Source organism: Variovorax sp. V35 (assembly GCF_041154465.1).
Classification (GTDB): Bacteria; Pseudomonadota; Gammaproteobacteria; order Burkholderiales; family Burkholderiaceae_C; genus Variovorax; species Variovorax boronicumulans.
Genome location: NZ_AP028666.1, coordinates 3,508,438 through 3,526,945 on the forward strand (window position 1 = coordinate 3,508,438; position 18,508 = coordinate 3,526,945).

An 18,508-nucleotide genomic window follows, 5' to 3' on the forward strand; every position below is an offset into this window, starting at 1 on the left:
AGCCGGAAGGCCCCCATTCTTGCGTTTAAAATGCGCGGTTGACCGATTTCAGGCGGACGGTCTTGGGCCAGCGGTTTTTCCGCAGCGCCGAGGCCGTCCGCCTTTGCATTCACCTGAAATTTGGCATCGCGCGGGTGGCGAAATTGGTAGACGCACCAGGTTTAGGTCCTGACGTTCGCAAGAACGTGCCGGTTCGAGTCCGGCCCCGCGCACCAGCCACACCCCTCACAAGGAAGACACCATGACCGTGAACGTTGAAACTCTCGAGAAGCTCGAACGCAAGATCACGCTGACCCTGCCGGTCGGCACCATCCAGAACGAAGTCGATTCGCGCCTCAAGAAGCTCGCGCGCACCGTCAAGATGGACGGCTTCCGTCCCGGCAAGGTGCCGATGAACGTCGTGGCCCAGCGCTACGGCTACTCGGTGCACTACGAAGTCATGAACGACAAGGTCGGCGAGGCCTTCTCGCAAGCCGCCAACGAAGCCAAGCTGCGCGTCGCCGGCCAGCCCCGCATCACCGAGAAGGAAGAGTCGCCCGAAGGCCAGCTCGCCTTCGACGCGGTCTTCGAAGTGTTCCCCGAAGTCAAGATCAACGACCTGTCGGGCGCTGAAGTCGAGAAGCTGTCGGCCGAAGTCGGCGACGAAGCCATCGACAAGACCCTGGACATCCTGCGCAAGCAGCGCCGCACCTTCGCCCAGCGCGCCCAAGACGCCGTGGCCGAAGACAACGACCGCGTGACGGTCGACTTCGAAGGCAAGATCGACGGCGAGCCCTTCCAGGGCGGCAAGGCCGAAGACTTCCAGTTCGTCGTCGGCGAAGGCCAGATGCTCAAGGAATTCGAAGACGCCGTGCGCGGCATGAAGTCCGGCGACAGCCGCACCTTCCCGCTGTCGTTCCCGGCCGATTACCACGGCAAGGACGTGGCCGGCAAGCAAGCCGACTTCATGGTCACCGTGAAGAAGATCGAAGCTTCGCACCTGCCCGAAGTCAACGAACAGCTGGCCAAGTCGCTCGGCATCGCCGAAGCCACCGTGGAAGGCCTGCGCGCCGACATCAAGCGCAACCTCGAGCGCGAAGTGAAGTTCCGCCTGCTGGCCCGCAACAAGAACGCCGTGATGGACGCCCTGGTGGCCAACGCCGAACTCGACCTGCCGAACGCCAGCGTGCAGTCGGAAGTCGCCCGCATGATCGACGGCGCCCGCGCCGAGCTCAAGCAGCGCGGCATCAAGGACGCCGACAAGGCCCCGATCCCCGAAGAAGTGTTCCGCCCCCAAGCCGAGCGCCGCGTGCGCCTGGGCCTCGTGGTCGCCGAGCTGGTGCGTGCCAACAACCTGCAGGCCAAGCCCGAGCAGATCAAGGCCCACATCGACGAGCTGGCCGCCAGCTACGAGAAGCCGCAAGATGTCGTGCGCTGGTACTTCAGCGACAACAACCGCCTGGCGGAAGTCGAAGCCGTGGTCATCGAGAACAACGTGACCGACTTCGTGCTGGGCAAGGCCAAGGTCAACGAAAAGTCGGTGTCGTTCGACGAACTGATGGCGCAGCAGCAGTAAGCTGGTTTCCGTCGCTGCATGCAGCAACGCCGATGGGGCTTGTGCTTTGCGGCACGAGCCCCATTTCACTCAGGCGTACAGTTCAATCAGAGCGAACGAATCCATTTTCCGGAGAGCAAATTCATGAGCGCACAGGAAATTCAAGGCCTCGGCATGATCCCGATGGTCGTCGAGCAGTCGGGCCGCGGCGAGCGGTCGTATGACATCTACTCGCGTCTCCTCAAGGAACGCATCATCTTCCTGGTGGGCGAGGTCAACGACCAGACCGCCAACCTCGTGGTGGCCCAGTTGCTGTTCCTCGAGAGCGAGAACCCGGACAAGGACATTTCGTTCTACATCAACTCCCCGGGCGGCAGCGTGAGCGCCGGCATGGCGATCTACGACACGATGCAGTTCATCAAGCCGTCGGTGTCGACCATGTGTCTGGGCTTCGCGGCCAGCATGGGCGCCTTCCTGCTGGCGGCCGGCGAGAAGGGCAAGCGTTTCTCGCTGCCCAACTCCAAGATCATGATCCACCAGGTGCTCGGCGGCGCACGCGGCCAGGCCACCGACATCGAGATCCATGCGCGCGACATCCTGCGCACCAAGGACCAGATGAACCGCATCCTGGCCGAACGCACTGGCCAGCCGCTGGAAAAGGTCAAGTCGGACACCGAGCGCGACTATTTCCTGACTGCCGACGAGGCCAAGGATTACGGCCTGGTCGACCAGGTCGTCTCCCAGCGCGGTTAATGCCGCCCGGCGCCTCGGGCGCCCAAAAGGCAAAAACGGCGTTTCCCACACGGGAAACGCCGTTTTTGTTTAGTTATCATTGTCCATACCCTGTCACGAGGCAAAAGTCCATGGCCGAAAAAAAAGGCACCTCCAGCGAAAAAACGCTTTATTGCTCGTTCTGCGGCAAGAGCCAGCATGAGGTCAAGAAGCTGATCGCGGGCCCTTCGGTCTTCATCTGCGACGAATGCATCGACCTGTGCAACGAGATCATCCGTGACGAGCTGCCGGCCGGTGAGGAAGCGCGCGACGCGCGCAGCGACCTGCCCACGCCGCTGGAGATCAAGACCAACCTCGACAACTACGTGATCGGCCAGGAGCCGGCCAAGCGCATGCTGTCGGTGGCGGTCTACAACCACTACAAGCGCCTGCGCCACAAGGAAAAGAACACGAAGGGCGACGAGGTCGAGCTCAGCAAGAGCAACATCCTCTTGATCGGCCCCACGGGTTCGGGCAAGACGCTGCTGGCGCAAACGCTTGCGCGCATGCTCGACGTGCCCTTCGTGATGGCCGACGCCACCACGCTGACCGAAGCCGGTTATGTGGGCGAGGACGTCGAGAACATCATCCAGAAGCTGCTGCAAAGCTGCAACTACGAGGTCGAGCGCGCCCAGCGCGGCATCGTCTACATCGACGAAATCGACAAGATCTCGCGCAAGTCCGACAACCCCTCGATCACCCGCGACGTGTCGGGCGAGGGCGTGCAGCAGGCGCTGCTCAAGCTCATCGAAGGCACCATGGCCAGCGTGCCGCCCCAGGGCGGTCGCAAGCACCCGAACCAGGACTTCCTGCAGATCGACACGACCAACATCCTGTTCATCTGCGGCGGCGCCTTTGCAGGCCTCGAGAAGGTCATCGAAAACCGCACCGAGGCCTCGGGTATCGGCTTCGGCGCCGCAGTAAAGAGCAAGGCCCAGCGCAGCATCACCGAGGTGTTCCGCGAAGTCGAGCCTGAAGACCTGATCAAGTTCGGCCTGATCCCCGAACTCGTGGGCCGCATGCCCGTGGTCGCCTCGCTGGCCGAGCTGAGCGAAGACGCGCTGGTTCAGATCCTGACCGAGCCCAAGAATGCGGTGGTGAAGCAGTTCACCAAGCTGCTGCAGATGGAGGGCGTGGACCTCGAAATCCGTCCCGCGGCGCTCAAGGCGATCGCACGCAAGGCGCTGGCCCGCAAGACCGGCGCGCGCGGCCTGCGCTCGATCCTTGAACAGTCGCTGATCGACACCATGTTCGAATTGCCGAACGCGACCAATGTCGACAAGGTGGTGGTCGAGGAATCGACCATCGACGAAAACAAGCCCCCGCTGCTCGTGTACCGCGAAACGGCGAAAAAGGCCTAAAGGACAAGGACGCTCATGTCTGGTCATACCCCATTGCCCCCCGAAGCCCTCGACCTGCCGCTGCTGCCGCTGCGGGACGTCGTGGTGTTTCCCCACATGGTGATCCCGCTCTTCGTGGGTCGCCCGAAGAGCATCAAGGCGCTCGAGCTGGCGATGGAGGCCGAGCGCCGCATCATGCTGGTGGCCCAGAAGGCCGCCGCCAAGGACGAGCCCTCGGTCGAGGACATGTTCGAGGTCGGTTGCGTCTCGACCATCCTGCAGATGCTCAAGCTGCCCGATGGCACCGTGAAGGTGCTGGTCGAAGGCCAGCAGCGCGCCCGCGTGAACCGCATCGATGACGGCGAAACGCATTTCTCGGCCAACGTGACGCCCGTCGAGGCGCCCGAAGGCGGCGAGAAGGGCACCGAGGTCGAGGCGCTGCGCCGCGCGGTGATGCAGCAGTTCGACCAGTACGTCAAACTGAACAAGAAGATCCCGCCCGAGATCCTCACCTCGATCTCGAGCATCGACGACGCCGGCCGCCTGGCCGACACCATCGCCGCCCACCTGCCGCTCAAGCTCGACAACAAGCAGGCCGTGCTCGACCTGGACGACGTCAAGGCGCGCCTGGAAAACCTGTTCGGGCAGCTCGAGCGCGAAGTCGACATCCTCAACGTCGACAAGAAGATCCGTGGCCGCGTGAAGCGCCAGATGGAGAAGAACCAGCGCGACTTCTATCTCAACGAGCAGGTCAAGGCCATCCAGAAGGAGCTCGGCGAAGGTGAAGAGGGCGCGGACATCGAGGAGATCGAGAAGAAGATCAAGCTCGCCAAGATGTCCAAGGAAGGTCTGAAGAAGGCCGAAGGCGAACTCAAGAAGCTCAAGCTGATGTCGCCCATGTCGGCCGAGGCCACCGTGGTGCGCAACTACATCGACGTGCTCATCAGCCTGCCGTGGAGCAAGAAGACCAAGATCAAGCACGACCTGGCCAATGCCGAGGCCGTGCTCAACGCCGACCATTACGGCCTCGAGAAGGTCAAGGACCGCATCCTTGAGTACCTCGCGGTGCAGCAACGCGTCGACAAGGTGAAGGCACCCATCCTGTGCCTCGTTGGCCCACCGGGTGTCGGCAAGACCTCGCTGGGGCAGTCGATCGCGAAGGCGACCGGCCGCAAGTACACCCGCATGGCGCTGGGCGGCATGCGTGACGAAGCCGAGATCCGCGGCCACCGCCGCACCTACATCGGCGCGCTGCCGGGCAAGGTGCTGCAGGGGCTGAGCAAGATCGGCACGCGCAATCCGCTGTTCCTGCTGGACGAAATCGACAAGCTGGGCACGGACTTCCGCGGCGATCCGTCGAGCGCGCTGCTCGAGGTGCTCGACCCCGAGCAGAACCACACCTTCGGCGACCACTACGTGGAAGTCGACTTCGACCTGAGCGACGTCATGTTCGTCGCCACCTCGAACTCGATGAACATCCCGCCGGCGCTGCTGGACCGCATGGAAGTCATTCGCCTCTCGGGCTACACCGAGGACGAGAAGACCAACATCGCGATCAAGTACCTGCTGCCCAAGCAGATGAAGAACAACGGCGTGAAGGACGACGAACTGGCCGTCACCGAAGCCGCCGTGCGCGACATCGTGCGCTACTACACGCGTGAAGCCGGCGTGCGTTCGCTCGAGCGCGAGCTCTCCAAGATCTGCCGCAAGGTGGTGAAGGGCCTGCTGCTCAAGCAACTGACGCCCAAGGTCACGGTCGACGGCGAGAACCTCAACGAGTTCCTCGGCGTGCGCAAGTACAGCTTCGGCCTGGCCGAGAAGCAGAACCAGGTCGGCCAGGTGGTCGGCCTCGCGTGGACCGAAGTCGGCGGCGACCTGCTGACGATCGAAGCCGTGACCATGCCCGGCAAGGGCGTGATCAGCCGCACCGGTTCGCTGGGCGACGTGATGAAGGAATCGGTCGAGGCCGCGCGCACCGTGGTGCGCAGCCGCTCGCGCCGCCTGGGCATCAAGGACGAGGTGTTCGAGAAGCGCGACATCCACATCCACGTGCCCGACGGCGCCACGCCCAAGGACGGCCCGAGCGCGGGCGCAGCGATGACGACGGCCTTCGTGTCGGCGCTCACGGGCATCCCGGTGCGTGCCGACGTCGCGATGACCGGCGAGATCACGCTGCGCGGCGAAGTCACCGCCATCGGCGGCCTGAAGGAAAAGCTGCTGGCCGCCTTGCGCGGCGGCATCAAGACCGTGCTGATCCCCGAAGAGAACGCCAAGGACCTGCAGGACATTCCCGAGAACGTGAAGAACGGCCTCGAGATCGTGCCGGTGAAGTGGATCGACAAGGTGCTCGAGATCGCGCTCGAGAAAATGCCCGAGCCGCTGTCCGACGAAGAGGTGGCCGCGTCGGCTGCTGCGGTGGCCGAACTGGCCAAGCAGCGTGCTGCGGCGCCGGCCGTCGAAGGCTCAGTCAAACATTGATCGATTGATTGCAGAACTTGTGAAGCCTCAAAAAACTGGTATATAATTTGAGGCTCGAAACGCGGGAATAGCTCAGTTGGTAGAGCGCAACCTTGCCAAGGTTGAGGTCGAGAGTTCGAGACTCTTTTCCCGCTCCAGTTTTGAAAAAGGGAAGCAAGCAGCTTCCCTTTTTTTCGCAGTTCGATTTCGTTATTCAGCGTGGCGCGATAGCAAAGCGGTTATGCAACGGATTGCAAATCCGTCTAGCCCGGTTCGACTCCGGGTCGCGCCTCCACCCTCTCGTCAAGACCGATCGGCTCCGATACACAAGCCCCGCCAACCGACGTTGCCGGGGCTTGTTTCATTTGGGTTATCGTCGATGTTCAACCCGAGGCCCGGATGGTGAAATTGGTAGACACATCGGACTTAAAATCCGCCGCTTCCTTAATCGGGGCATACGGGTTCGACCCCCGTTCCGGGTACCACCATATTTACAAGGGAGTATTTGATGCCTCGCTACAACGCTCCATTTGAGATCCATGTGCATGGCGATGTGCCGCTGCGCTCGGACGTGAGCTTCGAGCAGATCCAGGAGGCGCTGCGGCCGCTCTGGAAATACGCAGGCGCCAAATCGCTGGCCGACGGTGCCACCAGCACCTACGAAGAAGAACCCGGCATCCGCTTCGAGCAGAAGGACCACACGCTGCAGATCTGCTGGACCGTGCCGGGCGACGAAGACTTCCGCCAGGCGCTCGACGAGATGTGCATGGGCCTGAACGAACTTTCCGAACGCGGTGCCGCGATCGAAGTCACCTTCTACGACACCGATTTCGACGAAGAAGAGGGTGATCCCGACGAAGAATCGCGCGACGACTTCCTGATGCTGTTCGTGGGCCCCAACCCGGCCGCGATCATGCAGGTGCAGCGCGACCTGCTGGTCGAAGACGTGGTCAACCTCATGGAACGCCACTTCGACGGCGCCGAACTGGGCGGCGTGGTCGCCGAAATCGACCGCCTCTTCAGCGACCGTTTCGACGCGCTCGTGAACTCGCTCGAAATCGGCAAGCGTCCGCGCGGTGCCGGTGGGGCCGGCGGCGGCAGCGGTGGTGGCCACGGCGGTGGCCGTCGTCCGCGCCACCTGCACTGACCTTTCCCTTACCGCCCGGTCCCAAGGCCGCATGGCCCTGTTCCCAGCCTCCGCGTTGCGCCCCGGCGTGCGCAAGCGCGAGGTGTTCGGCTGGGCGATGTACGACTTCGCGAACTCGGGCTACACCACGGTCGTGATCACGGCGGTGTTCGCCGCCTACTTCGTGGGCGGCATCGCCAAGGGCGCGCCGTGGGCCACCTTCGCGTGGACCGCGGCCCTCAGTACCTCGTACGCCATCGTGATGCTCACGATGCCCGCCATCGGCGCCTGGGCCGACCTGCGCGCCGCCAAGAAGCGCGTGCTGGTCATGACGACCACGGGCTGCGTGCTCGCCACGGCGGCTCTGGCGCTCACGCCGGGCTTCGCGGGCGGCCCGATGGGCGTTGCGCTCGCGATGGCGCTGGTGATCGTCTCCAACGCGTTCTATTCCTACGGCGAGTCGCTGACGGGCGCCTTCCTGCCCGAGCTGGCGACGGCCGAAGGCATGGGCAAGGTGAGCGGCTGGGGCTGGGCCTTCGGCTATGTCGGCGGCATGCTGGCGCTGGGGTTGTGCCTGGCATACGTGCTGTGGTCGCAGGCGCGCGGGTTGCCGGCGGCGCACTTCGTGCCGGTCACGATGCTGATCACGGCAGCGATCTACGGCGTGGCCGCCTGCGTCACCTTTGCGCTGCTGCCCGAACGCGCCGTGCCGCAGGCCAGTCGAGGCGAGGACAGCGCCTGGCGGCAGTTGCGCGCCACCTTCCAGCAGGCCCGCGCCTACCGCGACTTCATGTGGCTGCTGGTCTGCACCGTCTGCTACCAGGGCGGCGTGGCGGTCGCGATCACGCTGGCCGCGATCTACGCCGAGCAGGTGATCGGCTTCGTCGCGAGCGAGACGATGGTGCTGATCTTCGTGCTCAACGTCGCGGCCGCGCTCGGCGCCTTCGCCTTCGGCTACGTGCAGGACCGCATCGGCCACAAGGTGTCGCTGGCCGCCACGCTGCTCGCGTGGATCGCGGTGTGCGTGATCGCCGCATGGGTCACGACCAAGGGCGGCTTCTGGTGGGCCGCCGCCATCGCGGGGCTGGCAATGGGCTCGAGCCAGTCGGCCGGGCGCGCGATGACGGGCTACCTTGCGCCGCCGCAGCAGCTCGCCGAGTTCTTCGGGCTCTGGACCTTTGCCACGCGCCTGGCCAGCATCATCGGCCCGCTGAGCTTCGGTGCGATCACCTGGGCCACCGGCGGCAACCAGCGCATCGCGATCCTTTCGACGGCCGTGCTGTTCATCGGCGGGCTGTTGCTGCTGCTGCCGATCGACATGCAGCGCGGCCGCAAGGCGGCGCTGCACGACAAGGCTGCTGCGCGATAGCGGCGCCCCGGCGCCTCAGGGCGTCTGCTGCAGCGACTTCGGCACCTTGTAGCGCTCGCCGTCATAGCGCAGCGTCACGGTGCTGAACTTGGCGGGCAGCGCTTTCTCGACGCAGCCCTGGTCTTCCTGTTCCTGCGCGCGGCTTTGCACCAGCGTGCGCGACAGCTGCAGGTCGGCCAAGCCGTTGCTCGTGGTGCGGGCGACCGACAGCATGGTGCGCAGCTTCTCGAAGTGGCCGGTGCAGGTGGCGTCCCAGCCGCCGTTGTCGTGGTCGAGCTCGACCTCCTGCAGTACCTGCTGCAGCTTGTTGCCGCGCTGCACATACAGGCGCACGGTTTCGCTGGCCTGCGGGCCCGAGGTCGGGCTGTTGCCGCGGTAGCGCACGCGCAGGCCGAAGGCGCGTGTGTCGGGCGACAGCACGTAGCGCGAGGTGTCGACGCGGATTTCCTGGATCGAGGTGGTGGCGTCTTCGTCGAGCGCCTCGGGCAGGAAGATCCGCCCGATCACCGTGTCGCGGTCGGTGTTGCCGTTGTCGGGCCGCTGGATCAGCAGCAGCGCGAGGTCGAAGACCTTGGCGCCCTTGTCCGTGGTCTCGCGCGGCATGGGCAGCACCACGATGCTGCGGCCAGGGAACGCCGGCCAGACCTTGCAGGCGGCCAGCCGCTCGTCGAGCGGCTGCTTCGGATAGAGCTTGGCGTGCATGCGCTCGGCCAGCCCGCTTTCGCAGGCGGCGTGGCCCAGGCCGGCGGCCGAGGCCAGGCCCAGCAGGACCAGTGCATGACGCAGGAGGAAGAGGGGGCGCATGGCCGGTGAAGTAGTGATGTCAGGCGGCGCTTGCCGCAGGCAGCGAAGCGTTTTGCGCGCGTGCAGGCAGCCAGCGCGCCGCGGCGGCTTCGAGCACCGCCAGGTCGCCGCTGCTTTCGAGCACCAGAGCGCCTTCGCTGCCGTCGTCGGCCAGCCGGCCGAGCGACGCCAGCACGCGGCGCGTCTGCTGCGCGACCGGTGCGCCGGTGTCGATGAAGCGCAGCGTCGGCGGTGCGTGGCGCTGCAGTTCGTCTTTCACGAGCGGATAGTGCGTGCAACCGAGCACCACGGTGTCGACCTCGCCTGGCCCGTCGCCGAAGGGGCCCGCTTCCGCCATGTAGCGCTCGCACAGCGCGGCGATGGTGGCGCTGTCAAAGCCTTCGATGGCCTTCACGAGGCCGTCGCACGGCACGGGCCGCACAGTCGTCGCGCCTGCGAAGGAATCGCGCAGCGCTGCATACCGGGCGCTGGCCAGCGTGCCGCGCGTGGCCAGCACCGCGATGTGGCCCGTGCGGCTCGTCGCCACGGCGGGCTTGAGCGCCGGCTCCAGGCCGACGATGGGCAGCGCCGGGAATTCGGCGCGCAGCACGTGGATCGCCGCCGTGGTGGCCGTGTTGCAGGCCACCACCAGCGCCTTGATGTCGTGCGCGCGCAGCAGGTGTTCGACCACCTGTCGCGAGTGCGCGATGACGTAGGCGTCGCCGCGCTCGCCATATGGCGCATTCGCGGTGTCGGCGAAGTAGACGAAGCGTTCCGTCGGCAGCTCGGCCTGCAGCGCGGCGAGCGTGCTCAGCCCCCCGACGCCGCTGTCGAACACGCCGATCGGGTTCAAGCGACTTCCAGCGGAATGGTCTTGAACTCGCCGCTGGCGATGCGCTTTTGCCACTCGGCCGGGCCGGTGATGTGCGCGCTGGTGCCGCCGGCATCGACCGCCACGGTCACGGGCATGTCGACCACGTCGAATTCGTAGATGGCTTCCATGCCCAGGTCTTCGAAGCCCACCACCTTGGCGGTCTTGATGGCCTTGCTCACGAGGTAGGCGGCGCCGCCCACGGCCATGAGGTAGGCGCTCTTGTGCTTCTTGATGGCCTCGATGGCGACCGGGCCGCGCTCGGCCTTGCCGATCATGGCGATCAGGCCGGTTTCGGCCAGCATCATCTCGGTGAAGCCGTCCATGCGCGTGGCGGTGGTCGGGCCGGCGGGGCCCACGGCTTCGCTGCCGACCGGATCGACCGGGCCGACGTAGTAGATGACGCGGTTCTTGAAGTCGACCGGCAGCTTCTCGCCCTTGGCCAGCATGTCCTGGATGCGCTTGTGTGCGGCATCGCGGCCCGTGAGCATCTTGCCGTTCAGCAGGATCGTGTCGCCCGGCTTCCAGCTGGCGACTTCGGCGGGCGTGAGCTTGTTCAGGTCGACGCGCTTGCTCTTCTTTTCGTCGGGTGCCCAGTTCACGTCGGGCCACAGGTCGAGCGACGGCGGATCGAGGTAGACCGGGCCGCTGCCGTCCATCACGAAGTGCGCGTGGCGCGTGGCCGCGCAGTTGGGGATCATCGCCACGGGCTTGCTGGCCGCGTGCGTGGGGTACATCTGGATCTTGACGTCGAGCACGGTGGCCAGGCCGCCCAGGCCCTGCGCGCCGATGCCCAGGGCATTGACCTTCTCGAACAGTTCGAGGCGCAGCGCCTCGACCTTGGTGAGCTCGGCGCCCGAGGCGGCCTTGGCCTGCAGCTCGTGCATGTCCAGGTCGTCCATCAGGCTTTCCTTGGCCATCAGCGCGGCCTTCTCGGCCGTGCCGCCGATGCCGATGCCCAGCATGCCGGGCGGGCACCAGCCGGCGCCCATGGTCGGCACGGTCTTGAGCACCCAGTCAACCACGCTGTCGCCGGGGTTCAGCATGACCAGCTTGCTCTTGTTTTCGCTGCCGCCGCCCTTGGCGGCCACCGTCACCTCGACGGTGTTGCCGGGAACGATCTCGGTGAAGATCACGGCGGGCGTGTTGTCCTTGGTGTTCTTGCGATCGAACTGCGGGTCGCCCACGACCGAGGCGCGCAGCGTGTTGTCGGGGTGGTTGTAGCCGCGGCGCACGCCTTCGTTGATGGCGTCGTCCAGCGAACCGGTGAAGCCGCCCCAGCGCACGTCCATGCCTACCTTGAGGAACACGTTGACGATGCCGGTGTCCTGGCAGATCGGGCGGTGGCCCGTGGCGCTCATCTTGCTGTTGGTCAGGATCTGCGCAATGGCGTCCTTGGCGGCGGGACTCTGCTCGCGCTCGTAGGCCTTGGCCAAATGGGCAATGTAGTCCGCGGGGTGGTAGTAGCTGATGTACTGGAGCGCGGCGCTGATCGATTCGATCAGGTCGGCCTGCTGGATCGTGGTCGTCATGGTGGGGAGTCTTCTTGGAGGGGGAACGCCCTCGATTATCTCAGCCACCGATACCGGCTACTTTCCCCGGCGCAATGCCCCTCGGGATGCGGCCAGCCCCATGAAAAAAGGGGCCGGAGCCCCTTTTTCGACTGCACCCTGGTGGTCTTGTCAGGGGGTGATCTGCGACAGGCCGACGTAGCCCAGCGTGGTGAACGCCTCGAACATGGCGTTGGCCGCCTTGAGGTTCATGCGGATCTGCTTCTTCGCCACGGCCTTCCCCTGGCTGCCCACGAACACGGCGCCGTCGCGCTCGATCAGCACGCGGTCCGAGCCGAGGAACGTGTGCTGGCCCGGGACCGAGCCGAAGCGCATCACGCGCGCGTCGCCCATCTGGGTGATTGTGTAGCTGCCGGTGCCGACCACATCGCAGTTGCGGGCCGAGCCGTTGACGGCGCGCTGCTTGCATTCGTAGAAGGTCACGACCTTACTGGCGCCGCCCGCGAAGCTCACGCGCACCAGCGTGTTGGTCGTGTAGTAGCCGGTCGCCGTGGCCGTGGTGCCCAGCGGCGCGTTGCCGAGCGTGCCCAGGTTCGTCGTGGTGCCGCCCCAGCCCTCGTTGCGGTCGCCGCTCGGGAACGCGGTGCCGGCGAGCGGGCCGGGCGCGTGGAAGCAGGCGCGGCCGGGGCTGCGCGCAATCACCTCGTCCAGCGTCGAGGCCGGGGTGCCCGGGGCTGTGGACACCAGGCAGGCAATGGTGGGATCGAGCCGCGAATCGCCGCCCGCGGCGACGTCCGCCGCCGCGACGTTGAGCTTGTTGGCTTCGATCGCGTCGTAGCCCGGCGCGTTCGACAGGTCCAGGGCGCCCTGGTAGTAGAGCGTCGAGCCGGGGGGGAACGTGAAGGGGCTCAGTGTCGTGATGATCTCGGTCAGCGGAAGGTCGGGGCCCCAGTTCGCATACGACTGGCCGTAGGGGCCGCTGCTCGTGTAGGGATAGGTCTTGATCCCTGCGACCACCACCGACATCGGCTGGCCGCTGATGTCGACGGACGTGCGCTTGCTGACGCCCGTGTTCGCGCCTGCGCAGTAGTCGCTCGTGCTCACCGATCTGGCGTCGCGCACGGTGCTGGTGCTCTGGAAGCCCACCGGGCAGGTCACCCATGCGCTGCCGCTCCAGTGAAGGTCGTTCTGCCGTGCGGGAGAGCCGCCGTAGGACCAGGTGGCCAGCGTGCCGTTGGTGCTGCTGTTGCGAAAGTCGCGAAAGCGCACGATCCCGTTGACGGGCGTGACTTCTTCCGTCGTGGAGAGCAGGAGGCGCCGCGACCAGTTGGTGGTGTTCGTCAGAGTCAGGAAGTCGAGAATGCCCGCCGGCGCGGGCGCGTCGGGCTCCGTCACGGCGGGCGCTGCGGCGATGCTCTTGCTGGCCGTTACCGCGGCAAAGAGGGCCAGGGGCTTGTTGAGCTGGCTCTCCCGTGCGTCGGTCACGTAGTAGGTGGAGAGCGAGTCGATATAGCCCTGGCACGTATCGACCGCAGGGCCGCCCGCGCAGGAGGTCTTGGCGAACGACGTGCTGAAACCGAAACGCAGCCCGAGCAGCCGGTCCAGCAGCATGTTCTGCGTTTCCTTGGCGATGTCCCCCGCGCTGATGTTGCCGCCGAGCCCGTCGGGCATGCCGACCTGGCCGGCCAGTTGCACGCTCAGCTTCTGCGCAATCCGGACCAGCGTCGTCGCCATCGAGGCGTTCGGGTGGTCCGTGCTGTAGTCTGCAAAGAGATCGTTGGCCAGGCCCAGCTGCTCCCGCAGATTGGCTTCGGCCTGTTCGGAGGTGGCCCCCGTGTTCTCGACGAGCTGGTTGATCAGGGTCGTGAACGGCGTGACCAGCTGCGCCTTGTCCGCCGGGGCCTTCAGCACATAGGCCGTCGTGACAGGGCCCGATTGGGCGTCCACCGCGTCGGTGCCGACCAGCGCCACCACCGGCGCCGTGCCGCGGTCGGCGGGCGCGATCTGCAGCGTGGCGTTGCCTTCGGCGTCTGTGCGCGCGCTGGGTTCGTCGGTGTCGAGCAGGCCGTTGTTGTTCTTGTCGAGGAACACCACGGCGTTGCGCAGGGCGCCGTCCATGACCTTGACCGCGAACCCGGCGTCCGCGGGCTCCTGCGGGGTGGGGTCGGCAGGGCCGGCCGGCTCGGCGGGGGCCGGCGTGCCACCGATGGGAAAGAACGACCCGCCACCCCCACCGCCGCTGCCTCCGCCACACGCGGCCACGGCCATCAGGGCCACGCAGGCCGCACACACTTTTGAACGCAGGAACGCACTCGCCATCTTCTTCTCCTCGGTTGTTGAAGCACCCCCTCTAGGTGCTTGGCCGTGCGAAGTATTTCGATGGACAGGGGCAGCGACATCCTTCAAATCAAGTACGCGCCATGCAAAAGATCCAGCGCCGGTTGTTCAGCGCCCGTTCTTGTACGTGAAGACCTGCACGATGCCGCGACCCGGCGCGTAGACATAGGCGTAGTCGAGGCCGTTGTTCGTTTTCCAGCGGTACTGCAAGGCGCCCGCAATGCCGTCGTAGGTGCACGAGAGCTTCTCGATCTCGAGCGACGACACGGCGCTGCGCTGGCCGTACAGCGTGTCGTAGCTGCGCTTCTGGCCTTGCTGCCAGAGGCCGACCGGGAACTTGCCTTCGTTGTAGGACTGGCCGAAACGCTGGTCGTAGACGCGGCCGATGGCCGTGCCGTCGGGCGTGAGCGCAAAGCGCTCGTGCGACCGGGGCACCGTGCGTTCGTACACCTCGAACTCCTTGCCGGCGTAGCCCACGTACTTCGTCGGGCCCTTCAGGGTGACGTCTCCCGCACCGAGCTTGCCGTCGGGATGCACGTCAATGAAGGGATAGCGTCGGTCGACCTCGGTGAATTTCAGTTCGCGGGTCTCGGGCATCGGGTTGCCGGTCAGCATCTCCACGGGAATGAAGCGCTCGGTGACGACGGCATCGTGCTCGCACACCGGCGCCGTTTGCGCGGCGGCCATGCGATGCAGGGCCAGGAGAAAGAGGACGGCGACGCCGGCGCGAACCGGGCGGACCGTGCATGCGCGATGCGATGAGGGCTTCATGGGCGAGGGCTCCAGGGATGGGATGCAGGATGACCACGGCATCCGCACACCCGCTGTGGGCGCCGCGCTCCTCGGGCGAGTGTCCGCGGCGCCGTGCGCTCCGGCATCGCTCAAATCAAGTAGAAGAAAAAGGGGCGAGCGTTCAGCGTCGCGGCATGCCGGCCAGGCGGATCAGGTCGCTCTGGCGGCGCAGCCCGGTCTTGTCGAAGATGTTGCGCAGGTGCGTGCGCACGGTGTGCACGGAGATGCCGTGGCGCTGCGCAAACTCGGCCGGACGGGTGCCGTCGACCAACTCGGCGATCACCCGCATCTCCGCCTCCGTGAGCCTGTATTGCGTCGCGACCTGCTGCAGCCTGCGGGCCTGGTGGTCTTCCTGCGGCTCGTCGATCATCAACAACGCGACCGCGGTCGGCCAGGCCAGGCGGCACGCATTGCTTTCTTCGAGCGGAACCAGCCGCGCCGTGGCCGAGGCCCCGGTGTCGTCGTTCCCGCGCTGCCAGAGCGCATGCGTCTGGAGCAGGCCTTGCCGCACCAGGCGCAGCGATGCCGCCACGGCATCGGCATCCAGCGTGCCCAGCCGGACCAGCTTGCCGTGCTGCGTGCCCGCCCAGTCGTTGCGCGACAGCAGGGCCGCGCCGGCCGCGTTCGCGTACAGCACCTCACCGGCGTGGGACAGCACCAGCAGCGGCTTGGGCACCACGTCGAGCAGCGCCAGCGAGGTCTGGCCGGCCTGGGTGCTGCGACCGAGCGCCCAGTGCGCGTGCAGCGCCAGTTGCAGCGGGGCGTGTACCGACTCGAAGACGCGCTTGTCCTGGTAGCTGAACTCCTCGAGCCCGGGGCGCCGGTACAGGCCGATCGCCGTGAACGGCGCAACGAAGGGCTGCGTGCCGTCGTCGACGATCATGGCCAACAGGCCCTTCACGCCGGTGGGCGCCGCGAATTCGTGGAAGTAGTCGAGCTTGCCCAGTGCGTCCCAGTCGCACAGCTCGCGGCCGATGCCGCATTCGCCGGTGCGCACGCAGATTTCCTTGTCTGCCGCGCCGGCCATCCAGGGATCTTTGGCCGACCAGTACTGGACGTAGTCGGGCACCGTGTGGGTGGGCAGCCCGTGATCGACGAACAGCGAGCGGTCGGCGCTCGTGCTGCGCGGGGTGTGGATGCACGCGGCCGTGGCGTTGAACCGCAGGCACAGCGCCTCGAGCGTGTCGGCCCAGCGCGATGCGTTCGATGGGGCGCGCGAGGCCGCGATCACGGCATTCATCAAGCCAATGTCAGAGCCTGCCATCCGTTCCCCTCCCGCTTGGTTTAAGCCGAAAGTGTAGGGGGCACGGCGCGTTTCGCGCCTCTTTTTCGGTGCCGAGGCGCGAGGGCCACGGCGTTCCGTGGCCCGTCCGGCGGGCACTGCGCTGCTAGTTTGCTGCGGCGCGCGCCTGCGCAATCCAGCCGTCGAACGTCGCCTGGTGCACGCGAATCCACCCGTCGGTGTGGCGCGTCACGTCCTGCATGCTGTTCGCGCCTTCGCTCATGCGCAGGTTCTGCGCGTTGATGTCGCTGATCGGCAGCTTCATCACCTCGAACAGGCGGCCGGCGGCGGGGTTCTTCTCGATGAAGGCCCGGTTGGCGACGATGCGCTGCTCGTTGGCCAGGAAGCCGTAGTTGCGGCCGTTGGGCAGCCGGGTGTCGACCTGCGCGCCGGCCTGCGCGGGGGAGAAGGGCACCTGCAGCCAGACCACGTCGGCGCCCGGGCGCAGCACGGCGCTGACCCAGTAGGGCGTCCAGGTGTAGTAGAGGATCGGCTTGTCCTGCTTGAAGCGCGCGATGGTGTCGGCCATGAGCGCCGCGTAGCTGCCCTGCTTGTGGGTCACGCTGTCGCGCAGCTGGTAGGCGTTCAGGTGGTTTTCGATGGCCAGTTCGCAGCCCCAGCCGGGGTTGCAGCCGGTGAGGTCGGCCTTGCCGTCGCCGTCGGCATCGAACAGCTTCGCAATCGCCGGGTCCTTCAGCTGCGCGAGGTTGGTGATGTTGTACTGCTCGGCGGTCTTGCGGTCGATCAGGTAGCCCTGCACCGCGCCGTCGGAGTACGTGCCCTGGCGCCACAGCTTGGCGTCGCCGCCGCTGTTCTTGTAGAAGTCGGCGTGCAGCAGGCTCCAGTGGTTGGCCATGAAGGTGGCGTCGCCATTGGCAATGGCCAGGTGCTCGGTGGCGGGCTCCAGGTCTTTCATCGGCTCGACCGTGTAGCCGAGCTTCTCGAGCGCGCGCATCACCAGGAGCGTCTGGAAGGCTTCCTCGGCGAGCGAGCTTTTCAGCGGCTGCACGGTGATGCCCTGGCCGGGCAGGTCGTTGGCGGCCTGTGCGGTCGCACCGAAGGCGACGAAGCCCAGCGCCAGGAGGCCGCGGGCAAGGAAGAGGCGGGTGGTCTTCATGCGTGGTTGTCCTCCGTGACGGTCAGTGCGCTTGCGCGGAAAGCGCGGGCACGGCGTCGTCGGCGTGCGAGCCGCGCGAGGGCGTGCCCACGAGGCGCTGCAGCGTGCGCAGCGCAAGGCCGGCCGGTCCCGTGTACCACCAGCGATGGCCGGCGCTGCGGCGCGATTTGCCCATGGCCTGCGTCAGGCGGTCCAGCGTGATCGCCAGCAGCACGATGCCCAGGCCGCCGACGGTGGCCAGGCCCATGTCGAGCCGGCCGATGCCGCGCAGCACCATCTGGCCAAGGCCGCCCACGGCGATCATCGAGGCGATCACCACCATCGACAGCGACAGCATCAGCGCCTGGTTGATGCCCGCCATGATCGAGGGCATGGCCAGCGGCAGCTTCACCTTCACGAGCATCTGCCAGGGCGAGGCGCCGTAGGCGCGCGCGGCCTCGATGAGGTCGGGGCGCACCTGGCGCAGGCCGAGGTTGGTCAGGCGCACCAGCGGGGCGAGCGCGAAGACGATGGTCACGATCACGCCCGGCACGTTGCCGATGCCGAACAGCATCACCACCGGCACGAGGTACACGAAGGCCGGCGTGGTCTGCATGGCGTCGAGCACCGGGCGCATCACGCGCTGGGCGCGGTCGTTGCTGGCCAGCAGCACGCCCAGCGGCAGGCCGATGACCATGCAGAACACCAATGAGGTCAGCACCAGCGACAGCGTGACCATGGCTTCGGGCCAGATGCCCAGCACGGTCACCAGCATCAGCGACACGACGGTGCCGATGGCCAGCGCGCGGCCGGCGAACTGCCAGGCGAGCAGGCCGATGAGCGCGATCATCGGCAGCGCGGGCAGGGCGGTGAGCAGGCCCTGCACCGAGTTGAGCGTGCTGTCGATGGGCAGGCGCACCGTCTGGAAGAAGGGACGGAAGTGTTCCACCACCCAACCCAGGCCCTGGTTGATCCAGGCCTCGACGGGCAGCGAGCCGTCCCACAGGCGGTGCAGCGCGAAGCCGTTGGTGGCGGTGTCGGCCTGCCCCGCGAGGGCGTGCGCGGCGTTCGCCGGCGCATCGAGCCAGGCGCTGGCGGTCGAGGTGTCAGGTGCGGCCGAGATGGCTTCCCACGGATCGAGGGCAGCAGGGTGCGCGGCGGGCGTGTCCAGGACGGGGGTGTCCAGCAGGGGCGCGTTCAGGTCGGAAGGCAATGTGGTGTCGTTCATCGTTCAAGGTC

14 protein-coding genes and 4 tRNA genes are annotated in these 18,508 nt (G+C 66.4%); 10 read left to right on the forward strand and 8 right to left on the reverse strand.

Going from position 1 to position 18,508, the window contains the following annotated elements:
• Positions 1-128 precede the first annotated feature (128 nt).
• From ACAM42_RS16200 to ACAM42_RS16245, 10 genes are all read left to right on the forward strand, one after another.
• Positions 129-215: transfer RNA gene (locus ACAM42_RS16200), tRNA-Leu, on the forward strand.
• A gap of 26 nt (positions 216-241) precedes the next feature.
• Positions 242-1,555: a trigger factor gene (gene tig, locus ACAM42_RS16205; RefSeq protein WP_070060465.1), complete on the forward strand. Its 1,314-nt coding sequence runs from the start codon at positions 242-244 to the stop codon at positions 1,553-1,555.
• 123 nt (positions 1,556-1,678) lie between these two features.
• The gene (clpP, locus tag ACAM42_RS16210) at positions 1,679-2,287 is read left to right on the forward strand and encodes an ATP-dependent Clp endopeptidase proteolytic subunit ClpP (RefSeq protein ID WP_062475843.1); all 609 of its coding nucleotides are present in this window, start codon (positions 1,679-1,681) and stop codon (positions 2,285-2,287) included.
• Positions 2,288-2,397: 110 nt separating this feature from the next.
• Complete coding sequence (gene clpX, locus ACAM42_RS16215; RefSeq protein ID WP_062475840.1) at positions 2,398-3,666, forward strand: ATP-dependent Clp protease ATP-binding subunit ClpX; 1,269 nt, start codon at positions 2,398-2,400, stop codon at positions 3,664-3,666.
• Between the two features lie 15 nt (positions 3,667-3,681).
• Positions 3,682-6,123 (forward strand): endopeptidase La, encoded by a 2,442-nt coding sequence (gene lon / locus ACAM42_RS16220; protein ID WP_062475837.1) that lies wholly within the window; start codon positions 3,682-3,684, stop codon positions 6,121-6,123.
• A 61-nt stretch (positions 6,124-6,184) separates the two neighbouring features.
• A tRNA-Gly gene (locus ACAM42_RS16225) sits at positions 6,185-6,260 on the forward strand.
• 63 nt (positions 6,261-6,323) lie between these two features.
• Positions 6,324-6,397: transfer RNA gene (locus ACAM42_RS16230), tRNA-Cys, on the forward strand.
• Positions 6,398-6,495: 98 nt separating this feature from the next.
• Positions 6,496-6,587, forward strand: a tRNA-Leu gene (locus tag ACAM42_RS16235).
• Positions 6,588-6,610: 23 nt separating this feature from the next.
• Positions 6,611-7,249 carry a DUF6806 family protein gene (locus ACAM42_RS16240; RefSeq protein WP_095745079.1) on the forward strand — a complete coding sequence of 213 codons (639 nt, stop codon included), beginning with the start codon at positions 6,611-6,613 and terminating at the stop codon, positions 7,247-7,249.
• Between the two features lie 31 nt (positions 7,250-7,280).
• The gene (locus ACAM42_RS16245; RefSeq protein WP_369632634.1) at positions 7,281-8,597 is read left to right on the forward strand and encodes an MFS transporter; all 1,317 of its coding nucleotides are present in this window, start codon (positions 7,281-7,283) and stop codon (positions 8,595-8,597) included.
• Between the two features lie 15 nt (positions 8,598-8,612).
• On the opposite strand, the gene ACAM42_RS16250 is transcribed toward ACAM42_RS16245, so the two are convergent.
• From ACAM42_RS16250 to proW, 8 genes are all read right to left on the reverse strand, one after another.
• The gene (locus tag ACAM42_RS16250) at positions 8,613-9,401 is read right to left on the reverse strand and encodes a hypothetical protein (protein WP_369632635.1); all 789 of its coding nucleotides are present in this window, start codon (positions 9,399-9,401) and stop codon (positions 8,613-8,615) included.
• Between the two features lie 19 nt (positions 9,402-9,420).
• Complete coding sequence (gene murI / locus ACAM42_RS16255) at positions 9,421-10,233, reverse strand: glutamate racemase (RefSeq protein WP_369632636.1); 813 nt, start codon at positions 10,231-10,233, stop codon at positions 9,421-9,423.
• Entirely contained in the window at positions 10,230-11,783 is a 1,554-nt protein-coding gene (locus ACAM42_RS16260) for a fumarate hydratase (RefSeq protein ID WP_369632637.1), read from the reverse strand. The genes murI and ACAM42_RS16260 overlap by 4 nt, the downstream gene beginning before the upstream one ends.
• Before the next feature lie 150 nt (positions 11,784-11,933).
• On the reverse strand, positions 11,934-14,081 hold the full coding sequence (locus ACAM42_RS16265) for a hypothetical protein (RefSeq protein ID WP_369632638.1): 2,148 nt from the start codon (positions 14,079-14,081) through the stop codon (positions 11,934-11,936).
• A 126-nt stretch (positions 14,082-14,207) separates the two neighbouring features.
• Positions 14,208-14,786 (reverse strand): hypothetical protein, encoded by a 579-nt coding sequence (locus ACAM42_RS16270; RefSeq protein WP_369632639.1) that lies wholly within the window; start codon positions 14,784-14,786, stop codon positions 14,208-14,210.
• Between the two features lie 226 nt (positions 14,787-15,012).
• Positions 15,013-16,131, reverse strand: a complete 1,119-nt coding sequence (locus ACAM42_RS16275) for a helix-turn-helix transcriptional regulator (RefSeq protein WP_369632640.1) — start codon at positions 16,129-16,131, stop codon at positions 15,013-15,015.
• A gap of 148 nt (positions 16,132-16,279) precedes the next feature.
• On the reverse strand, positions 16,280-17,290 hold the full coding sequence (gene proX / locus ACAM42_RS16280) for a glycine betaine/L-proline ABC transporter substrate-binding protein ProX (protein WP_369632641.1): 1,011 nt from the start codon (positions 17,288-17,290) through the stop codon (positions 16,280-16,282).
• Between the two features lie 22 nt (positions 17,291-17,312).
• Positions 17,313-18,497 (reverse strand): glycine betaine/L-proline ABC transporter permease ProW, encoded by a 1,185-nt coding sequence (gene proW, locus ACAM42_RS16285; protein ID WP_369632642.1) that lies wholly within the window; start codon positions 18,495-18,497, stop codon positions 17,313-17,315.
• Between the last annotated feature and the right edge of the window lie 11 nt (positions 18,498-18,508).